Source organism: Streptomyces sp. NBC_00210, from assembly GCF_045160975.1.
Classification (GTDB): Bacteria; Actinomycetota; Actinomycetes; order Streptomycetales; family Streptomycetaceae; genus Streptomyces.
The window spans coordinates 531,778-551,224 of record NZ_CP108120.1; the positions used below are offsets into that span (position 1 = coordinate 531,778).

Annotated in this window: 16 protein-coding genes; 8 read left to right on the top strand and 8 right to left on the bottom strand. The window is 69.8% G+C overall.

Features of this window, described 5'->3' with window-relative positions; genetic code table 11:
* Positions 1 to 170: 170 nt before the first annotated feature.
* The 5 genes from OG729_RS02640 to OG729_RS02660 all read right to left on the bottom strand — a co-directional run bounded on the left by OG729_RS02640 (position 171) and on the right by OG729_RS02660 (position 7,289).
* Positions 171 to 950 (bottom strand): colicin immunity domain-containing protein, encoded by a 780-nt coding sequence (locus tag OG729_RS02640; protein WP_405804009.1) that lies wholly within the window; start codon positions 948 to 950, stop codon positions 171 to 173.
* 16 nt (positions 951 to 966) lie between these two features.
* A complete protein-coding gene (locus OG729_RS02645) occupies positions 967 to 5,619 on the bottom strand; it encodes a putative T7SS-secreted protein (protein WP_405804011.1) in 4,653 nt (1,550 codons plus the stop codon).
* A 3-nt stretch (positions 5,620 to 5,622) separates the two neighbouring features.
* Complete coding sequence (locus tag OG729_RS02650) at positions 5,623 to 6,282, bottom strand: hypothetical protein (RefSeq protein WP_360864658.1); 660 nt, start codon at positions 6,280 to 6,282, stop codon at positions 5,623 to 5,625.
* Entirely contained in the window at positions 6,282 to 6,707 is a 426-nt protein-coding gene (locus tag OG729_RS02655; RefSeq protein WP_405804012.1) for a hypothetical protein, read from the bottom strand. Before OG729_RS02655 ends, OG729_RS02650 begins: the two co-directional genes overlap by 1 nt.
* A gap of 141 nt (positions 6,708 to 6,848) precedes the next feature.
* Positions 6,849 to 7,289, bottom strand: coding sequence for a hypothetical protein (locus OG729_RS02660; protein ID WP_360864664.1), 441 nt, complete (start codon positions 7,287 to 7,289; stop codon positions 6,849 to 6,851).
* Between the two features lie 380 nt (positions 7,290 to 7,669).
* On the opposite strand from OG729_RS02660, the gene OG729_RS02665 reads away from it, so the two are divergent.
* Positions 7,670 to 7,996, top strand: a complete 327-nt coding sequence (locus tag OG729_RS02665; protein ID WP_405804014.1) for a hypothetical protein — start codon at positions 7,670 to 7,672, stop codon at positions 7,994 to 7,996.
* Positions 7,997 to 8,191: 195 nt separating this feature from the next.
* Here OG729_RS02665 and OG729_RS02670 read toward each other — a convergent pair whose 3' ends face one another.
* Together OG729_RS02670 and OG729_RS02675 are read right to left on the bottom strand one after the other, a co-directional pair.
* Positions 8,192 to 9,763: a glycerol-3-phosphate dehydrogenase/oxidase gene (locus tag OG729_RS02670; protein ID WP_405804016.1), complete on the bottom strand. Its 1,572-nt coding sequence runs from the start codon at positions 9,761 to 9,763 to the stop codon at positions 8,192 to 8,194.
* On the bottom strand, positions 9,760 to 10,359 hold the full coding sequence (locus OG729_RS02675; protein WP_360864673.1) for a TetR/AcrR family transcriptional regulator: 600 nt from the start codon (positions 10,357 to 10,359) through the stop codon (positions 9,760 to 9,762). Before OG729_RS02675 ends, OG729_RS02670 begins: the two co-directional genes overlap by 4 nt.
* A 69-nt stretch (positions 10,360 to 10,428) precedes the next feature.
* On the opposite strand from OG729_RS02675, the gene OG729_RS02680 reads away from it, so the two are divergent.
* Both OG729_RS02680 and OG729_RS02685 read left to right on the top strand, forming a co-directional pair.
* Entirely contained in the window at positions 10,429 to 12,024 is a 1,596-nt protein-coding gene (locus OG729_RS02680; RefSeq protein ID WP_405804017.1) for an FAD-binding oxidoreductase, read from the top strand.
* A 29-nt stretch (positions 12,025 to 12,053) separates the two neighbouring features.
* Positions 12,054 to 12,935, top strand: coding sequence for a YegS/Rv2252/BmrU family lipid kinase (locus tag OG729_RS02685; protein WP_360864679.1), 882 nt, complete (start codon positions 12,054 to 12,056; stop codon positions 12,933 to 12,935).
* Positions 12,936 to 13,023: 88 nt separating this feature from the next.
* Here OG729_RS02685 and OG729_RS02690 read toward each other — a convergent pair whose 3' ends face one another.
* Positions 13,024 to 14,709 carry a ricin-type beta-trefoil lectin domain protein gene (locus OG729_RS02690; protein ID WP_405804018.1) on the bottom strand — a complete coding sequence of 562 codons (1,686 nt, stop codon included), beginning with the start codon at positions 14,707 to 14,709 and terminating at the stop codon, positions 13,024 to 13,026.
* A gap of 216 nt (positions 14,710 to 14,925) precedes the next feature.
* On the opposite strand from OG729_RS02690, the gene OG729_RS02695 reads away from it, so the two are divergent.
* The 5 genes from OG729_RS02695 to OG729_RS02715 all read left to right on the top strand — a co-directional run bounded on the left by OG729_RS02695 (position 14,926) and on the right by OG729_RS02715 (position 19,436).
* The gene (locus OG729_RS02695) at positions 14,926 to 15,774 is read left to right on the top strand and encodes an HAD hydrolase family protein (protein ID WP_405804019.1); all 849 of its coding nucleotides are present in this window, start codon (positions 14,926 to 14,928) and stop codon (positions 15,772 to 15,774) included.
* Positions 15,775 to 15,889: 115 nt separating this feature from the next.
* The gene (locus OG729_RS02700) at positions 15,890 to 16,708 is read left to right on the top strand and encodes a DUF2785 domain-containing protein (RefSeq protein ID WP_405804021.1); all 819 of its coding nucleotides are present in this window, start codon (positions 15,890 to 15,892) and stop codon (positions 16,706 to 16,708) included.
* A gap of 128 nt (positions 16,709 to 16,836) precedes the next feature.
* Positions 16,837 to 18,345, top strand: a complete 1,509-nt coding sequence (locus OG729_RS02705) for a glutamate synthase subunit beta (protein ID WP_405804023.1) — start codon at positions 16,837 to 16,839, stop codon at positions 18,343 to 18,345.
* A gap of 77 nt (positions 18,346 to 18,422) precedes the next feature.
* Positions 18,423 to 19,046: a class I SAM-dependent methyltransferase gene (locus OG729_RS02710; protein WP_405804024.1), complete on the top strand. Its 624-nt coding sequence runs from the start codon at positions 18,423 to 18,425 to the stop codon at positions 19,044 to 19,046.
* A gap of 39 nt (positions 19,047 to 19,085) precedes the next feature.
* Positions 19,086 to 19,436 (top strand): VOC family protein, encoded by a 351-nt coding sequence (locus OG729_RS02715; protein WP_360864697.1) that lies wholly within the window; start codon positions 19,086 to 19,088, stop codon positions 19,434 to 19,436.
* The last annotated feature ends 11 nt before the right edge of the window (positions 19,437 to 19,447 follow it).

Here is a 19,447-nt window from a genome sequence, read left to right on the forward strand (position 1 = left end):
GTACGGGTGCCGGGGCACCCGGATGGGGGCAGCCCGGGCGCCAGGGCCACCACGGGTGACGGGCAGACCTGGACGAGCACGTCCCTACAGCGGAACCACCTCGCGCCGCCGGCGATCGCCGTGATGCAGCTGTGGGAGCAAGGGCTCATCGACCCCGACGCGCCCGCAGGCTAGTGCTCCAGGGCAGAAGCGACGCGTTCCCTCAGTCCTTCGTCGGTCAGATCCCCCGGCTCACGCTGAGCGGGGTCGATCGCGTAGTCCTCCAACGCGTAGAAGACCTCGTCCAGTGCCCTGGTCAACCGCCCTCGCGTCCGCTCGCCGAGCTCCAGCGAACTGCGTCTGGCACCGAGCCATTGCCGTGCAAAATCCGGCCCGGAAACCTCGCCGTGCACCAGCGCTTCCATCAACCGGAGCTGCTCTCCCACATGGCTGTCAGCCGGCACCTGCTTCGCCTGCTCCCAGCTCGCTCTCGCTGCCGGGAACCTCTCGGCGATCGCCGCAGCGGAAGGCATCTCGTGCCGCACCCGGCGTGCGTACCGGTCGAACTCCGCGCATGCACGGTGAAACCCCTCAGGCAACGCAGCCCTCAAGAACGGGGCTGTGCCCGCGACAAGGCCGAACTCCGGGCGGGCCAGCAGGGCGCCGCCGAAGTCCGCCGTGACCAGCAGGACCGCAGCCCCGCTCCGGGCCACCTGGGCCAGCACGTCGTCCTGGAGCGGAGGGACCTGGCCGACAGGCTCTTCGCCGGTCACCCCGTCGACCCCGGTGACGAGGATGTGCCCGGCCGAGACCTCCCGAGTCCCCCGAAGCATGCGCTCGACCGTTCTGCGGCCGATCCCCTTCTGGTCGGGGAGCAGCGGGGCCTGGTGTTTGCCTCCCTCGGCCAGCCAGCTCGCCGAGAAGGAGTCCGGCGTGGCCAGCACCCGGTCGAGGAGTTCGCGTTTCTTCACCGGATTCGAGGCTCCTCTACCAGAGGTGTCCATTGTCGACGATATCCCTGAACTGATTGTCCCCGAGCCTGTACGCGGTCCAGAAACTGCCATCGGTATGGAGCATGACCATCTTCTGCGTATTCGGGTCGATGAACCCTACAGCGGTCCCCTGGCCTCGATAGTCGAAGCGATAGATCTTCGTGTCCGGGGCGACCATATGGTCTCGCATCGTCTGTTGGAACTGCGCCATCGTCTGCCCGTTCCTGTTGCCCGTCACACCGAAGTCAGCTGCGTGCGCGTCGTACTTCTTACTCATCACCTTCTGGTTGGTGAAATCGGCCCGCTGCTCCCAGGCTCCTCGCGCGCAGGGCGACAGTCCGAGCGGATCGCTCCAGGTGTGGGGGTTGTGGACGTAGGTCGCCGGGTTGGGGGCGGGGGCGAGGCCCAGGGGGTCGGGGGTGGTGTACCGGGCCGTCTGGGGGTCGTAGTAGCGGTGATGGTTGTAGTGGAGACCGGTCTCCGGGTCGTAGTACTGGCCCGGAAAGCGCAGCGGGGTGTACGCGGTGGCGTCGGCGTTCCAAGTGGTGGTGCCCCACAGCGTGGGCCGGGTACGCCAGGCGATGCCGCCTTGCTCGTCGACGAGTTCGGTAGGTGTGCCGATCAGGTCGGTGGCGATGGCGAAGAAGCGGGTGTCGATCTCGCGCTGGGTGGCTTCGTCGGTAAGGCGTTCGGTCTGGGCGATGGGCTGCAGGCCCTGGTGATCCCAGGTGAGGGTGACGGGGTGCGGGAGCTGGGCCGGGTTGGTGGTGGTCTGTTCGGCCAGGACGTCCCCGTCCCAGGTGAAGTCCGTCTGTTCGAGGACGGTCCGGCCGTCTGCGGCGAGGCGCTGCTTCGATGTGCGGCGGCCCAGGGCGTCGTAGCGGTAGCGCCAGCGGATGCCGTCGGGGGTGGTGACGTCGGTCAGCCTGCCCTCGGCGTCGTAGCTGTAGCGCCAGATGTCGGGCTTGCGGGAGAGCCTGGTGCGGGTGCGCTGGACGAGACGCCCTGCGGCGTCGTGCTCGTAGCGGTTGGCGCCGGCGCGGGTGATGCGGGTGCCGGCGTAGGCTCGATCGCCCTGCGCGTCGGTGCCGGGGTGGCCCTCGGGCCAGGCGGCTGCGGTCTGGTTGCCGGCCGCGTCATAGGCGTAGGACTCGGTCCAGCCCTGGGCCGTCACGGAGGTGACCCGGCCTCTCCCGTCGAGGGCGAAGCGGTGCGAGCCGCGCAGGTCGTCCTCGACAGCGGTCAGGTTGCCGTCGGCCCGGTAGGTGTAGCTGCGGCGGTTCAGGGTCCGGGTGCCCGCAGTGAAGTGCTGGTCGGTCAGGCGGCCGACGGCATCCCAGGCGGAGGTCATGGAGAGCGCCCGACCCACGTGCCGTGCGAGCTCGCGCCCCGCGGGGTCATAGCTGAACTCCACGCGTCGGGCACCGGCGGTGAGGCTGGTGCAGCGGCCGGCCGCATCGTAGGTGTATGTGGTCTTTGCGCCGCTCGGGGTGATGCGACGGGTGCGGCGCCCCAACGCGTCGTGTGCGTACGAGGTGACGCGGCCGTCCACGAGCTCCGTCCTGACCAGGCCGCGCTGGTCGTACTGGTGGACCAGCTCGCTTTCCGGCCCCGCCGCCTGCACCAGGCGGCCGTCCTGGTCGTACGCATAGGTGGTGATCCGGCCGGCGGCGTCCTTCCGGATCACCTGGCCGAGCGCGTCGTTCTCGTAGCGGATCGCCTCGCCGAGCGGGTTGCTGCGGGTGATGAGCCGGCCTGCCGGGTCGAGTTCGTAAGAGATGGTGCGCTGGTCGAAATCGGTCTCGGAGATCAACCGGCCGACCGGGTCATACGCGTAACTCCACTTCATCCCTTGCGGGTTGGTGACCCCTGTCAGGCGCAGCTCGGCGTCGTGGGCGAACTCGTAGCGTTGGCCGTCCGGCGTGGTGCGGGCGGCCAGCAGGTCGAAGTGTGTGTACTCGAAGCAAGTGGTCCGGCCGGCCGGGTCCGTGTGAGAGGTGCAGTTGCCCTCACCGTCATACGTCCAGGTCTCCACCGACCCGTCCGGGGCGGTGCGGCAGGCGAGTTCGCCCTCGTCCGTCCAGCGCAGGCGGGTGGTCGCGTCATCGGGGCCGGTGATCGCCGTGGGGCGGCCGAAGCTGTCGCGCTCGTAGCGGGTCATGCCGCCGAGCGGGTCCGCGAACTCCAGAGGCAGCCCGGCGGGGTTGCAGCGCACGGTGGTGACGGCGCCGAGGGGGTCGATGACCTCGGAAAGATGGCCGCGGGAGTCGTAGGCGTAGCGAGTGGTGTGGCCGGCCGGGTCGGTGACCGCGGTGCGGTTGCCTCGCTCGTCGAACTCCTGGCGCCAGCGCCCGCCGCCCGGGGTGGTGAACTCCTCAGGCATGCCGAGCGCGTTGTACCGCGTGCTGAGCTCGCTGCCGTCGGGGCGGGTGAGCTTGGTGGGCCGGCCGTCCTCGTCATAGGCGAAGCAGGTGGTGTGCCCGAGCGGGTCGGTGCGGGTCAGCAGCCTTCCGCGGGCGTCGTGAGTGAAGTCAGTGGTGTGGCCCAGCGCGTCGGTGGTGGCGCGCACGTGGCAGCGCTCGTCGATGAGGTAGCGAGTGGTGTGGCCGGCGGGGGTGGTCAGCACCGTGGTGCGGTGGCCGGTGTCCGGGGCGGGATCGCCGTAGCTGATGGTGACCTGTACGTGGCCCGCCTCGCCGCCCTCGCAGATCACCCGGTCCTGGTCGTCGTAGACGTAGTCGTAGCGGCGCTGATTGGAGTCGATCCAAGCCGTGACCCGCTGCCGGTCGTCGTAGTCGAAGGTGAGGGTTCCGCCGGAGGCCTTGGTGACGGTGGTGAGGTTGCCGTCGGTGTAGGCGTAGCGGATCAGGCGCCGGTCCGTGCCGTCCTCGCCCGCGCCGGCCAGCGCCAGCGTGGTGACGCGGCCGTCGGCCACAGTGAGATTGAGTCGGTAGCCGGCCGAGTGCACCAGCGCCAGCGGGGCACCCTCGGCGGCGCGGTCGATGGTGATCGTGTGGCCATTGCGGTCGGACATCTGCGCCAGCCACCCCACGCCGTCGCCGCCCGGCTCGGCGCCGTCCGGCGCGGTGAAGTGGCGGACCACACCCGTGTCGGGGTCGGTGAGTGTGTAGTCGCCGCCTTCGGTGCGCTCGAGCAGACCGCCGGCCGCAGCGTCCGGCCGGGTGGGCACCCCGGGCACGGGGTGCGGATACGGCAGCAGCAGGCCGTCCTCGGTGACATGGATGATGCCGGCTGCGTCGATCGCGAGCCGTTCGTCCACCGTCGATGACCAGGATGGGCCGAAGAAGCGGCCACAGGAGTAGCCGGACTCCACCCGGCGGGTGAAGGCCAGCGGCAGCGCGCCGGGCAGCGTCACATCCGTCTGGGGCAGGAACATCCGCCCTGAGGCAAGGTCGACCGGGTCGGTGGCGGTGGTGATCCGGTTCCCGTCGGGGCGCAGATGGGTTCCGCCCGGGACGTCATCGGCACGCCGCCGGACCTTGTTGGCGTCCGCGAGGTCGTCGGCCACCCGGACGGCCTTGACTCCGGCTCCGGCCCCGTCGGTTGCAACTGTGAGCACCAGATCGGGCACGAGCCGGCCGAGGCCTTCGGCGGGATCCTTCATGAAGTCGGTGACCATCTGCTTGCCCGCGCCCCAAGGGTCGTTGGCAACCGTGACCAGCCCGGCCGCGGTGCTGTTCAGCGACAGCAGATACTCCGCCGGATGCGTGATGTTGTACGGGTCGGTGGGGTTGATGCTGCGTACGAACGACACCAGACCGGCAGTGCCCTTGATCGCTCCGGCGCCGAAGTGGTCCTGCATGATCTGGATCTCGTCCAGACCATCCATCGCCTGATGGCCGTACGAGGGCTTGGCCGGGGCGGCGTCTCGTGCCTCCTGCACCGCCTTACGGGCCGTTGCGGCCTCCTCGTTGCGCTGCCGGCGGGCCTCGTCCAGGATGTCCTGAGCCTCCCTCAGCAGCGCGATACCGGGGTTGGTCGTGCCGGGTTTGGGGGGCAACGAGGACGGGTCACGGGACTCGGCGGGCTGGCCGTTGTAGTGGTCCACCGCCTTGTTGTAGGCGTCGACCCCGGCCCGATACTTCGCCTCGGCCTCCTGACCCTTCTTCCACTTGTCGATCGCGAGCTGCGCCTGGCCCTGCGCCCAGCCGACCGTGTCGGCAAAGATCTCCAGCGCCCCGGAGGCCTTGCGGCAGGCATCGGCCGCCGTGAACCACTTGGGCGGCTCGATCGCCACCGTCTCCCGGAAGGCATCCGCCCCCTGGCCCTTCAGATGGGCCGAGTCCAGCCCCTTGAGCCCCTTGCCGACGCTGGTGAAGGCGCCCTGGAAGTCCCGCAGGTTCTGGGCCGTCTCCCGCAGCTTGTCGGCGCTGCCGTAGATCAGCTTGGTCTTGTCCTCGGTCTGCCCGAGATCCATCTCGTCGACCTCGGCGCCCATCCGGTTCGCCAGCGAGCGGGACTGCTCGCGCACCCAGTCCGCACCGGACTCCCAGCCCACATCCTCCAGCCGGTCGGCGGTCCAGTCTCCGGCATCCTCCACCCGGTCGCCGACCCACTCGGTCGCCCCCTCGACCGCGTCCTCGACGGAATCCGGGGTGATGTCCTTGATGAAATCGCCGATGCCCATCGCTCAGTTCCCCCCGGCCCCCGGCTGCTGTTGCTGCCGCGCGGCGGCCGCCCGCTCTTCGGGCGACGGCCCGAACGTGTCGTCCACCGCCTGGTCGAACTGCTGCTGGTCCACACCCAACAGCTGGTTCAGAATCTCCGACTGACGACCGCCGTTGCCCTCGGTCAGCAGGGCTCGCCCGGTGTCCTTCCAGGTCTGTGCGGCCTCGTCTCCTGCCCGCTCGAACGACTCCGCGCTGTAGTCCGGGTCCAGCGCATCCGGCTTCAGGACCTGCTCCCAGCTCTGCTGGACGACCTCGTTCTCGCTCGCATGCGGATTGCCGACCAACGAGTTCGCGGCGATCTTGAAGGTGCCCTGGAGGTACTGGTCCTCCTCCCACACCAGCCCGGCCGCAAGACCCAGCTCCTTCGCGATGGTGTTGGCGTCCTGAATCAGCGCCCGAACGCCCCACTCCCAGCGCTCACAACAGTCCTCGAAATCCACTGACAGGCCGTGATGCCCGGCCTCCATGCCGGTCATCGCAAGCTCCGAGAACCCCTTGCCCATCACCGAGCCGGTGCCGTTGCCGACATCGCGCAGCTCGGCCACCGCGTCGCGCAGCCCCTGGGTGATCTGCCGGACGCTGTCCGCATCGATCCTCAGGTCCTCCGAGCCGCCGCCCATCAGCCCAGCCCCCCGTGCCGCTCAGCCGCGTCGACGGCGACCGCATTGGGCACGATGCCCACCGTCGGCGGAAACAGCATCGACCCATCCGGATCGGCGACATTGATGGCCACCCCGGCCGGCACACCCATCGCCGGAATGATCTCGTCCAGCAGCCGCGCCCCACGCAGCTCGGCAAACTCCCACGCCCGGCCGGTGGTTCGCCGGTCCCCGGTGTCCCGCGCCCGCGCAAACCGGGCCAGTGCGTCCTCATCCGTGAACCCACAGATCCAGCGCACCCCGCCGAACTCCGCCGTCCACAACCCTCCGCCGTCGACCGGCACAAGAACCAGCGCCCGCCGCAACTCCCCCACCAGCGTCCGCGGATCTCCATCCCCGGCCCGCCGCTCGGCTATCCGTTCCGCAAGCGCCGCTCCCGTACCCACCCTCGGCCTCCTACGTCTCGCCGCTCAACGGCTCGCTCTTCGGCACCGTAGGGCAACACGCACCGGCCGGACCAGACGGTTCCCTGCTGGGTCCTGTCCGGTCGATCAGGCAGGGCAACGCGCGCAGGAAAGGGGCGAGTCCTACGGGAGACTCGTGAAGGACACGACGGGGCCGTCCACCGTATCGGTCGCCTGTACATCAAAGCTCCGGTGCGGAAATGCCCGCCCGAGAGTCAGTCGCCACGAGGTCGCGATCTCCTGGGCCAGCGCAAAAGCGTTGGCCTCGGATTCGGCGTCTTCCTCGATCGCGATGTACTGCCACAGCCTGAATTGGTTCAGGGTGGCTTCGATCGAGGCGACATCCCCGTTCAATGCGCTGCGCCACGTACGAAAATTTTCGGGATCGTACGAACGATCCCACAACACACACCCCTCCACCTCGACGAACTGCGGCAGGAACACGCGAGACAGGGCGATCCATTCGGTCAGCCCTGCGTGCGCGGAGAGGAAGTCCAGGTAATCGAGGTCAGCACGCGTAGCTTTCGCCCAACTCTTGATCCGAGGGTCCTTCATGGGGTCCATCGAGCATCCCTTTGCGCAATTCATCGGGCCTGGCGAGCCTGGGCACTTTATCGCAAGGCAAACCTTCTGTGATGACCACCGAGTTGACGCTGCTCTCGCGGGTCTCCTACCGCGCCCAGGAGATCACCGCGCCCCGGCTGCGCGGCCTGCTCGCCGTCCTGGCGGGCGAGCTGCGCACAGGGTGCAGCAGCGCTTGCTGGTGGCGGAGCTCTGGCCGGACGACCAACCAGAGAACCCCTCGCCGCGGAGCTGGCGGCGGCGCGGGTGCGGGTCATGTCGGTCGGCGAGATCGCCCGCAGGCTCGAGGACCGGTTCGCTCTGCTGCGGGGCGGGGCGCGGGAGGCACCGCAGCGCCACCGCACCCTGCACGCCGTCGTCGAATGGAGCTGGAACCCTGGATCCTGGAGGTCCAGGCTGTGGCCATGACCGCCCATGCGTGGCACGGCCGGCTCGACCTGGTCGAGGAAATCGACGGCGTGGTGGAGGACAGGCTCGGGGCGCTGCTGACGCGCCGCGACGGCCTGTCGGCCCTGGTGAACTTTCCGGTGTGTGGTGCGCTACTGCTCGCGCTCGGCGCGGTTGACCTCGACCCCGGCCGTACGCGGTCGGGGGCGCGGTTTCTCGCCCTGTCGGAGCGTTTCCATCGACCTTGTCGCCGTACGACTTGCGCAGCCCGGTGGCCGCAATGGCCGGTTGGGTCGGGGTGAGGCGTTGGTTCGAAGTCATGCCGCAGAGCTTGTGCGCGGTCACCTTCACCGCGGTTTCACTACGGTTTCAGGCGGTCCGACGCACGAAACCGGACGCACAAAAGACGTACCAGACAGGGGCTGCTCGCCCCACCCCTGCCGAGGCCATCGTCCGAGCCGTTCCGCCGCAACAACGCGGCCGGAGACGGCCCGGGCTCAGCGGGCCAGTGCGTCGCGCGCGGCTTCGCACGCCGCTTCGCGGTCGTGCGGGACGAGGCCGATACGGGTGCGCCGGTCGAGAATGTCGGACTCGTCCAGGGCTCCCTCGTGGCGCACCGCCCACAGCAGTTCGGCTCCGGTGACGGGGTGTCCGGGAACCACGGGCAGAGCCAGAGACGGGTCGGCGAGGCCGAGTGCGTGGACGGCCGGGGCTTCGGATCCATAGCGGCGGACCAGGCGTCGGGGCGCGGCAAGCGTCGCGAGCGTGCCGGGCCGGGCGGCGCCGACAAGGGGGATCGAGGTCGTGCGGCACCGGTCGGCGGTCAGACCGCTCCCGGTGACGGCGGCATCCACTGCGTCCTGGGCCATCCGCCGGTAGGTGGTGAGCTTGCCGCCGACGACCGTGACCACACCCTGGGTTGACGTCACAACGGCGTGCTTGCGGGAGATGTCGGCGGTGCGGCCGGTGCCCGGCGTCGCGGTGCCCGACGTCGTGGTGTCCAGGAGCGGACGCAGCCCGGCGAATGCTCCCACCACCGAATCGCGGCTGACGGACACGTCGAGGGCAGAACCCAGCACGTCGAGAAGAAAGCCGATGTCCGTCTCGGGCACCTCCGGTACGTCCGGGACGGCGCCCTCGATCGGCTCGTCGGTCAGCCCCACGTACACCCGGCCGTCGCCCTGCGGCAGGACGAGTACGAACCGGTTGGACTCCCCGGGGATCGGGATGTGCATCCCGGCGGCGAGGCCGCCGATCTCCTCGGAGCGAAGGACCAGATGCGTGCCGCGGGAGGGACGCAGCCGTACGTCGTCGACGAGGCTGCCTGCCCAGACCCCGGTGGCGTTGATGACCGTGCGGGCACGGATCTGAAGTTCCTCTCCGGTGAGTTCGTCGCGGGCCCTGGCGCCGGAGCCGGTGAGCGAGAGCGCGCGGGTGCGGGTGAGGATGCGGGCGCCGTGCGCGGCCGCTGTGCGGGCTATCGCGGTCACCAGACGTGCGTCGTCGGCGAGTTGGCCGTCCCAGGACAGCAGTCCCCCGCGCAGGCCTGTCGGCCGCAGCGCGGGGACCATGTGCCGCGTCTCCACCGCGGAGAGGGTACGGGGAGCGGGCAGCGTGGCCCGTGAGGTGTGGGCGGAGGCACGCAGCAGGTCGCCGGCCTTGAAACCGGCCCAGGCAAGCGCCGCCTGGCCGCGGGAGACCATGGGGGTGAGCGGCAGGACGAAGGGCTGGGCGCGTACCAGGTGGGGGGCGGTGCGTTCCATCAGGACGCCGCGTTCCACGGCGCTTTCGTGGGCAACGTCGAGCTGGCCTGTGGCGAGGTAGCGCAGTCCGCCGTGGATGAGCTTCGAGCTCCACCGTGAGGTCCCGAAGGCCAGGTCATGGGCGTCGATGGCGGCGACGGTCAGCCCGCGTGAGGCGGCGTCGAGTGCGGCTCCGGCGCCCGTCGCGCCGAGGCCGACGACAAGGACGTCGACGTGGGCGCCGTCGGCGAGTTCGGCGAGTTCGCGGCGTCGGCGTGCCGCGCTGAGCGAGGAGGGGGCAGAAGCACGGCCACTCGAGCGGCTCATGGCGTAAGGGTCCTCTCCAGGAGGGTCCGCAGCTCTTCGAGGAAGGCCGCTTCGGTGAGTTCAGGGTCGGTTTCGTCGGTCATCGTGCGCAGCGAGAGCGTGAAGGACTGGGCGACGAGCAGCAGCGAACGGGCCTGAAGGTCGGGGTTCATGCGGCGGACGGACCCGTCGGTGTGGCCCTCCCGCAGGGCACCGGTGATGAGCCCCAGCAGTGCGTCCTGGCTGGTGCCCCGGTGGTCGAGCACGTAGGGCAGCAGCAGCTCGGGGTCCACGTCGATGATCTTGCGGAAGAGCGGATGGGCGCGAAAGGCGGCGACTCCGGCAACCATTCCGTCGATGAGCCGGGTCCGGGTGGGGACGTCTGGCTCCGGGCCGGTCATCGTGCCCACGGCGAGTGCGATCCACTCCCGGGTCATCACGTCGCCGACCAGGGTCCGTACGTCCGGCCAGCGGCGGTAGAGCGTCATACGGGACACTCCGGCGCGCCGGGCCACGTCGGTCAGGGTGGTGCGGCGTACGCCGACAGCCAGGACACAGTCGCGTGCCGCGTCGAGAACGGCATCTCCGTCCGAACGGTTGTGACGAATGGGCGTCATCTGTCACAGTGTAATCGCAGTGCAGGCCGTACGGCACGGCGACCCGCAAAACCGAGGGTGAGGATCCAAGTGGACATGTTGTGGAGCGGCTGGGGAGACCCAGCCAAGGCGGCCCCGCTGCCCGACACGGTGGTCGGCCTGCTGCGCGACCTGCTCGGCGTCACGCCCAGGCAGAGCGGACCCACGCACATCGGCAGCATCCCCGCCCCCGAATCCCCCCTCACCGACAAGACCCGTCAGGCGCTCGTCGACTGTCTGGGGGACGCCACGCATCTGCGCACCGATGCGGAGACACGCATCCGGCACACCCGGGGCAAGTCCACCCCCGACCTGCTGCGCATCCGGGCCGGCGAGGTCGACGACATTCCGGCGGCCGTCGCACTGCCGGGCAGCCACGACGAGGTACTCGCCCTGCTGCGAGTCTGTGCCGAACACGGCGTGTCCGCCGTGCCGTTCGGAGGCGGGACCTCCGTCGTCGGCGGACTGGCCCCCGAGGCGCAGCGCTGCTTCATCGCGCTGGACCTGCGCCGACTGGACAGTCTGCTCGCGCTCGACGAGGTCTCCCGCACCGCTGTTCTGCAGCCCGGGCTGCGCGCACCCGAGTGCGAGGCGCTCCTCAACGAGCAGGGCTTCACTCTGGGCCACTTCCCGCAGTCGTACGAGTGGGCCTCGATCGGCGGGTTCGCCGCGGCGCGGTCCAGCGGACAGGCCTCGGCCGGATACGGCCGGTTCGACGACATGGTGCTCGGCCTCACCGTGGCCACCCCCGAGGGCACCCTGGAACTGGGGCGCGCGCCCCGATCGGCGGCAGGACCGGATCTGCGCCAGCTGATCCTCGGCTCCGAGGGTGCACTGGGTGTCATCACATCGGTGACCGTACGGATCCGGCCCGTGCCGCAGACCAGGATTTACGAGGGCTGGCGCTTCTCGTCCTTCGAGGCGGGCGCGCTGGCACTGCGCAAGCTCGCCCAGGACGGCCCGCTGCCGACCGTGCTACGGCTGTCGGACGAAACGGAGACCTTCATCGGCCTCGCGCAGCCGGACGCCATCGGCGGATCCGACGCCCCGCAGGCGGCCGGCTGCATGGCAATCGCCGGCTACGAGGGCACCGCTGAGGACACTGCGGACACGCGTGCCCGGGCCCGGAAGGTACTGCTCGCCTGCGGCGGTGAACTCCTCGGTGAGGAACCGGGCGACCGGTGGGCCCACGGCCGCTACAACGCCCCGTATCTGCGCGACGCACTGCTGGACGCCGGCGCCTTCGCCGAGACCCTGGAGACGGCGACGTTCTGGTCCGGCCTGCCGGCTCTGTACGACGCGGTGCGCCAGGCGCTCACCACAACGCTGACCGACGCAGGCACCCCGCCCCTGGTCATGTGCCACATCTCCCATGTGTACGAGAACGGCGCGTCCCTGTACTTCACCGTGGTCTCGGCGCAGGGGGACGATCCGATCGCCCACTGGGCCCCCGTGAAGCGGGCCGCCAACGACGCGATCCTTCTCGCCGGCGGCACCATCAGCCACCATCACGGAGTCGGTACCGACCACCGCGACTGGTACACGCGGGAGATCGGCCCTGTCGGAGTCAACATCCTGCAGGCCGTCAAGAACGAGATCGACCCGGCCGGAGTCCTCAACCCCGGCGTCCTCATCCCCGTCCGCTGACTTGCCCCGTGCCGACCGGAGGCGCATTCATGCGACATTTCACCGCCATCGTCAACCCCACCGCAGGCGGTTCCAGCGGTACGGCGGCCCTGCTCCCGCTGGCCCGCCTTGTGCGGGAGGCCGGGGCGCAGCTCGACACCCAGTACAGCCGCAGCCTGGAGCACGCACGGGAGTTGGCACAGCAGGCCGGCGAGCGTGGGCACGTGGTGCTCGCTGTGGGCGGCGACGGGATTGCCGGCTGTGTCGGCGGGTCGCTGAGTGGCACCGACACTGTGTTCAGCATCGTCCCGGCCGGCCGGGGCAATGACTTTGCCCGCGCGCTCGGACTTCCGTCCGACGCACCCGCCCTGGCCGAACTGCTGCTCAACGCCTCGCCGCGGGCGATCGACACCATCCAGGTCGAATCAGCGGTGCACCCCGGAACATGCGTGCTGGGCAGTGTGTACGCGGGAGTCGACGCGGTGGCCAACCAGTACGCCAACACCGCCCGGCTGCTGAAGGGAGCCGCCTCGTACTACGCGGGCGGCATGCGCGCCGTGCTGACCTGGCGACCTGTCTCCTACCGCATCACCGTGGACGGCGTGCTGCACGAACGGCGCGGTTACACGGTCGTGGCCGCCAACTCCCGCTTCTACGGGTTCGGCCGCCAGATCGCCCCCGACGCACGGCTCGACGACGGGCTGCTGGACGTGGTCGTGATCCGGCATGCACCAAAGCGGCTGTTTTTCACGATCATGAATGAGCTCAAAACAGGGGCGCACGTGCAGCGCCCTGAGGTGGAGATCCTGCGGGGCAAGGAGATTCACATCGAGGCCGATCGCGACATCCCCTACGGCGCGGACGGCGAGATCGAGGCGACGCTGCCGGTAACGGCAAGGGTGCAGCCGGGGGCACTCAAGGTGCTGTGCTGACGGGAAGGCGTGCCTCCTGGACCCGGAACTGCCGGACCGGCCGGTGCCCTTGCAGCCTGGGATGCCTCCGTAGCCGCCAGTCCTTCGGCTAGACCCCGGCGGTCCAGCGCTGGTCGCTGTCTCCGTCGGCGGGGTCGAAGTCGAGCGGACTGCCCTGCGAACTTCCCAGGGGTTCAAGGGCGAAGTCCGGCGCGATCTGTGGGCGTATGGTTCCTGATCCATCGACGACGAAGAGCAGATTGACGCCGTTCTGGCCGTTGACCGAGGCGCAGGACCAGATGCCGACGCCGCGGTCGGTGTCACCGCGCGAGTCCAGGCAGTAGTCGGGATCCGCGTTGCTGCGCAGGAGGCCGATGGAGTCCAGACTCCACTGCTGGGTACGGGCACCGCTGCAGCGGGTGGTGAAGACGTCGGTACGGTTCGCCATCACGCCGTCCACGATGTCCAGGCACAGTCCGGAATCCGCGTTGACGACCTGAGTGAAGCCGCCCCCCGGGACGATCGGCGCCGGCCGGGGCGGAACGCTCTTCGAGGGAGCGGGCGGTTTGGGCGCGGGGGCCGAAGTGGTGGCGCTCGGCGAAGGCGAGGGCTTCTTGGACGGCTCCCGCGTGGGGCTCGCCGACGGGGCAGGCGCAGGAGTGGGCGCGGCCAAGGTGGGCCAGGCTGCCCGGAGCGGGGGCTCCTCCGCCCGGTCACGGGTCGGGCCGGAGTCCTCGGAGGCGGCCGCCAGCAGAGTGCAGGCGACGACGACGCCCGCGAGCGCGACCGCCACAGCGACGAGGACGACGGGCATGGCAAGCCGCCTTGTGCTCCTTCGCGCAATCCCGTCGCTCTGCGGCGACTTCGCGGATGCAGTGAACGCCGGCATGCCCGCCGTCGGCTTCGACCGGTCGGGCCGGGCCGGTACGGCGTCGAGAAGGCCACGCACGGGGCCGCGGGCCACGTAGGCCGCGCCGCCCCACCCGAGCAGGCCCTCGGCAAACACGGCCCGCGGGTTGTCCGCCATCCGCTTCAGCTCCGCGACCAGCCGGGTGCAGCTGGGGCATTCCGCCAGATGGAGCGTCAGATCCTCGCTGCGGCGCCCGTCCCCCGGCCGCGCCGACACCTCGATGAGGCGGCGGAATCCCAGACACTTCCTGTCCCCGCAACGCTCCAGATACGCCCGGACATAGGCCTGTCGCATGGCGTGCTGCGCCTTTTCCCGCAGCTCGGGAACGAAGTTCGGTTCGACGCCGAGGAAGCCGGCGACCGTGGCGTCCGGCTCCTCCTCAACCAGCGCGTACCAGAGGACGCCCCGCGTCAGCTCCGGCAGCTGGTAGAAGCCGGTGAGCATGGCGGACCACTGCTCGAACCGAAGACGCCGGGGCTCCGGCAGCCCCGGCGCGCTGACATCGGCGGTGTCGTCGATCCAAGCGGCGAAATCGCGTTCGAGCCGGTCCATACGGCTGCTGTCGGCCCAGGTGAGGCCCACCCGCTGAACAAGCATCAGCAAATGGTGACGCCAGTTCCCCCGGGGCTCGATGCCCCGGCACGCCTCCTGGGCAGCGAGATCGAAGGTCTGGACGGCCAGCTGGTTCCCGGCGACCTGATTGCGTCCGCAGAGCCGGGCGTAGGTGAGGACAGCGGGCAGATGGCGTCGCTTGAGCTCCTGGACGGCGGGATAGGCGCGCGGGGCACCGGCGCGGATGCGTTCGGTGAGCTCCGCGTCCGACAGGGCGGTGTAGACCGTTGTCTCGTCCGCGGACTCCGGACCGGCCTGGTGGAGCTCTGGCACCCTTTTGACTCCTCACTACGGCGCGACCGTCCCGTCTGTCCAGACAGAAACACGCCGGTTTTACCAGCAGAAAACAAGTGCCCATAGTGGAGCAGCCGGTTCCGCAGGGAAAGGTGTTTCCGCGGGTAAGTCGTCGCCGGAGGCCGGGCGGCCGTTGCCGGCGGCAGCCGCAAAGTATGTGGACAGGGACGCCCACAGCATCGGTAGCATCGGGCGATGAACCATCCTCGACTGATCGCCACCGATCTCGACGGCACGCTCTTGCGCCGCGGCGGCATACTCTCGGAACGCACCTTGCGTGCCCTGCACGGCGCAGTCGACGCCGGCGCTGAAGTCGTCCTCGTCACCGCCCGCCCACCCCGGTTCGTCGACATGCTCGCCGCCGCAACCGACATTGTCGGGACCGCGGTGTGCAGCAACGGTGCCCTTGTCTACGACATCGCATCGCGGACCGTCATCGAGACACGCTCCCTGCCGGTACCCGCCGCCCGCCAGGTGGCCACCGCGCTGTCGGATGCGACCCCGGGCCTCGGCTTCGCTGTGGAGACCGGCCACCAGGTCCTGTACGAGCCGGGGTTCGGGCTGCGCTTTCCCGGAGGCGCCGACACCGAGGTGGCGGTGGCGTCCCTGCTGGACCTGTGGCTGACCGATGTCCCCATCACCAAGCTGCTTGCCTGGTCGGCGCAGCTCGACGCGGACTATCTGCTGGCCCTCGCGGAAGCCTCGGCCGGCGGCGTGGCGCAGTTCACCCACTCGGGCGGCCAGGGTCTGCTGGAGATCAGCGCGCCGGGCGTCAGCAAGGCGGGCACTCTCTCCGCCCTGTGCGCGGCGCGCGGAATCGACTCCTCGGAAGTCGTCGCCTTCGGTGACATGCCGAACGATCTGACCATCCTGCAGTGGGCGGGTACGGGCTATGCCATGGCCAACGCCCACCCGACGGTCCTCTCCGCAGTGCCGCGGCACACCGCCTCCAACGAGGATGACGGTGTGGCCCTCGTCCTCGAACAGCTCTTCAACGAGAGCCCAAATGACCGGCGTACCCGAAGCCGCAGTCACGACCGGTGATCGCGGAGGCCTGCCCGGTCGGCCTTGACTTCGGCCCGGCAACTGGCCTGGCTACTGCGAGAGTTCGTCTCCAGCTTTCCTTGCCGGTCTCCGCGGCGCGTGGAAAGCTGCTGCGGTGAGTACGGATCTTGTCCACTGGCCATCGATCGCCGCCGAGGGCTTTCCCTTCCCCGACGCCGTATCGGCTTTCCGGATCCGCGACGAACTGTCGGCAATGCTGGTGTCTCCCGACCCCGAGGTCCGTGACGAGCACGCCTACACCGCCGCCGCGCGCTGGATTCGGGAAGGGCACCTCGATGAGGTCTTGGCAGACCTCGGTGACACTGCCGCGGACCGTTTCACCCATCCTGAAATTCAGGCCCGAACCTTCGCTCCGCTCGTTCTCCGGTGCGTTCTGACGCGCGGACACGCCGTACCCGGCACCGTGGCGGAGGCGGCCGCGGAGCGCTGGTACGCCGGCTTCTCTGCCTGGTACCCGTCCGAGCGCGACACCCGCGGCTGGGACGACTCCCTCGGTTGGCTGCACGCTGTCGCCCACGGCGCCGACGCGGCTGCGGCGTTCGCCCAGGCCCTGCCTGCCCGCCGCACCGAACTGCTGGAACTGTGCGCGCACCGGATGACAGCCGCGCACGCGGACTACCGCTATGCGCACCTGGAGGACGCGCGCCTTGCCCGCGCACTCAGCCTCATCCTGCTCACTGCGGACCTCACGGCCGAGCAGGCCACCGACTGGCTGAGCGTGGTCGCGGACGCCCTCGACGGTGGAGGCCCGGGCCCCGTACCACCGTGGGCCTGCAACACCTTCGCCACGCTTCAGTCCCTCCATCTCCACCTGAGCCGCGGCCTTGCCGACGGAGGCGTTCCGCCACACGCCCCTGTCGTTGCCGCACGTGTCGCTGCGATCCTCCGCCTGCCTTACAGCTGGCTCGCCTGATGTTCGGCCGCGCCGGGCAACGCAGACTGCCGGGCCCGGGCCCATCGGCCGATGAAAGCGGAACAAAGCAGGCGTAGGCTGGCCAGAACGCCGTATTGCACCGCGAATGAGCGATGGAGGCGCGGCGCATGACCGACCCCTTCGGCTTCCTCAAGATCCCCCGTCGGCCCGTTCCGGCGCGCCCCGTCGAGGAACGGCTGAGCGACTGGAACGAGGTCTACTCGGGGCAGGCGCTGCTTCCTCTCGTCTCCGAACAGGCGGGGCGCTGCATGGACTGCGGCATTCCGTTCTGCCACCACGGCTGCCCGCTGGGGAATCTCATACCCGAGTGGAACGCGTACGCGGCGCGGGGCGACTGGCAGGCCGCGGCCGAGCGGCTGCACGCGACGAACAACTTCCCCGAGTTCACCGGGCGGCTGTGCCCGGCGCCGTGCGAGGACGCCTGCGTACTGACGATCAACGCCGATGCAGTGACGATCAAGAACGTCGAGCAGGCCATCGCCGACCAGATCTGGGAGCGCGGGTACGCGCCACCGCAGCCGCCGGAGCGGCTCAGCGGGAAGACCGTCGCTGTCGTCGGCTCCGGACCCGCGGGACTGGCGGCGGCCCAGCAGCTGACCCGGGCGGGCCACACGGTCGCGGTGTACGAGCGTGCGGACCGCATCGGCGGGCTGCTGCGGTACGGCATCCCCGCGTTCAAGATGGAGAAGCGGCAGCTGGACCGCCGCATCGAGCAGATGCGGGCGGAAGGCACCAAGTTCCGCACGGGTGTGGACGTCGGCGGCGATCTCGACGCCACCGAGCTCAGAAGGCGGCACGACGCGATCGTCGTCGCCGTCGGAGCAATGGAGCAGCGGGAGCTCCCCGTCCCCGGCCGCGAGCTGTACGGCATCCATCAGGCCATGGACTACCTGACCCTCGCCAACCGGGTCAGGGAGGGCGACTACGACTCGTCCCCCGTCACCGCCGAGGGCAAGCACGTGGTGATCGTCGGTGGCGGGGACACCGGCTCGGACTGTCTGGGCACCGCCCTGCGCCAGGGCGCGGTCTCCGTGGTGCAGCTGGACATCAACCCGGAGCCGGGCGACGCCCGGCCGGACACCGAACCCTGGCCCATTTATCCGAAGGTCTACCGGATCTCCCATGCCCATGAAGAGGCCCGTGGGCGGGAGGGCACGGATCCGAGGGTCTTCTCGTCCGCCACCCTCCGCTTCGAAGGTGGCCCGGCCGGACATGTGCGCGCGCTGCACCTGACGGAAGTGGAACCCCAGGCCAGAAAGCCGCGGCCGGACACCGAGCGGGTGATACCGGCGGAGCTGGTCCTGCTCGCCCTCGGGTTCTCCGGTCCCGAACGGGGCACCGGTCTGATGAAGCAGCTCGGGCTCAGGCTGGACGACCGGGGAAACTTCGCGCGGGACGAGGCCTTCGCGGCCGAACCGGTCGAGCAGGCCGGGCAGGCAGGCCGCAGCAGGACGGACGGGGTGTTCGTCGCGGGCGACGCGGGACGCGGACAGTCCCTTGTGGTGTGGGCCATCGCGGAGGGACGGGCCGCCGCGTCGTCGACGGACCGCTATCTGACCGGGTCCACCGTGCTCCCGGCTCCCGTCACCGCGAAGGACCGGCCCCTGGCGGCGTGAGGACCGGGCGCCACCGGCGGGGACCGTGCGGCCGGGCCGCGCCGGTGTCATGCTGCAGAGGAGACACGGAGGCCGCGATGGGGTTCTATGCCGAGCGAATGTTGCCGCGGATCATCAATGTCGCCTGCGGCGTCAAGACAGCCCAACCGCTACGAAGCCGAGTCTGCGCGGGCCTGAAGGGCGACGTCGTCGAGATCGGCTTCGGCACGGGACACAACGTTCCCTTCTATCCGGCCGCCGTCACCCGCGTCGCCGCGGTCGAACCGTCCGATGTCGGATGGAACCTGGCCGCAGAACGCATCAGGGCGACCAGCATCCCCGTGGAGCGCGCCGGTCTGGACGGCCAGGCGCTGCCGTTCGCGGACGACAGTTTCGACGCCGCCCTGTCCACCTGGACGCTCTGCACCATCCCCGACGTCGATACCGCCCTGCGCGAGGTAAGGCGCGTCCTCAAGCCCGGCGGGACCCTGCATTTCATCGAGCACGGCCTGGCCCCGGAAGAGGACGAAAACGTACGCCGCTGGCAACGACGCCTCGAACCGATGGAGAAACGCATCTTCGGCGGGTGCCACCTCACCCGGCCGATCGTCGACATGGTGAAGAACGCGGGATTCACGATCGCTGAGGTCGACGTCTTCTACCAGACGGGCGCCCCGAAGCCGATGGGCGCCGACTCCCTCGGCACCGCCGTGTCTCCCTAGTGACGCGGTGCCCGGGTGGGCAGCACCTATGCTCGCCGCATGATCAATGGTGGCCACGTCATCATCTACAGCCGCGACGCGGAAGCCGACCGAGCCTTCTTCCGGGACGTGCTGAGGTACCCGCACGTGGACGCGGGTGGAGGCTGGCTCATCTTCAAACTCCCGCCGGCCGAGATCGCCATGCACCCCACGGACGGCCCGGAGTCGCACGAGTTCTACCTGATGTGCGACAACGTAGAGGCAACCCTTGAGGAGTTGACCGCGCGAGGGGTGGAGTTCACGCAGCCGATCACCGATGCGGGCTGGGGACTGCTGACCAGAATCCGGCTGCCGGGCGGCGGAGAGATCGGCATGTACGAACCCCGCCATGAACGGGCCACCGATCTTTGACGGTGAGCCCT

Excerpts from the sequence above, each read along its gene's own strand:
- OG729_RS02695 (WP_405804019.1), top strand. The coding sequence starts at position 14,926 with ATGAACCATCCTCGACTGATCGCCACCGATCTCGACGGCACGCTCTTG.
- OG729_RS02645 (WP_405804011.1), bottom strand. The coding sequence starts at position 5,619 with ATGGGCATCGGCGATTTCATCAAGGACATCACCCCGGATTCCGTCGAG.
- OG729_RS02705 (WP_405804023.1), top strand. The coding sequence starts at position 16,837 with ATGACCGACCCCTTCGGCTTCCTCAAGATCCCCCGTCGGCCCGTTCCG.
- OG729_RS02685 (WP_360864679.1), top strand. The coding sequence starts at position 12,054 with ATGCGACATTTCACCGCCATCGTCAACCCCACCGCAGGCGGTTCCAGC.
- OG729_RS02710 (WP_405804024.1), top strand. The coding sequence starts at position 18,423 with ATGGGGTTCTATGCCGAGCGAATGTTGCCGCGGATCATCAATGTCGCC.
- OG729_RS02650 (WP_360864658.1), bottom strand. The coding sequence starts at position 6,282 with ATGGGCGGCGGCTCGGAGGACCTGAGGATCGATGCGGACAGCGTCCGG.
- OG729_RS02660 (WP_360864664.1), bottom strand. The coding sequence starts at position 7,289 with ATGGACCCCATGAAGGACCCTCGGATCAAGAGTTGGGCGAAAGCTACG.
- OG729_RS02665 (WP_405804014.1), top strand. The coding sequence starts at position 7,670 with ATGGAGCTGGAACCCTGGATCCTGGAGGTCCAGGCTGTGGCCATGACC.
- OG729_RS02675 (WP_360864673.1), bottom strand. The coding sequence starts at position 10,359 with ATGACGCCCATTCGTCACAACCGTTCGGACGGAGATGCCGTTCTCGAC.
- OG729_RS02670 (WP_405804016.1), bottom strand. The coding sequence starts at position 9,763 with ATGAGCCGCTCGAGTGGCCGTGCTTCTGCCCCCTCCTCGCTCAGCGCG.
- OG729_RS02715 (WP_360864697.1), top strand. The coding sequence starts at position 19,086 with ATGATCAATGGTGGCCACGTCATCATCTACAGCCGCGACGCGGAAGCC.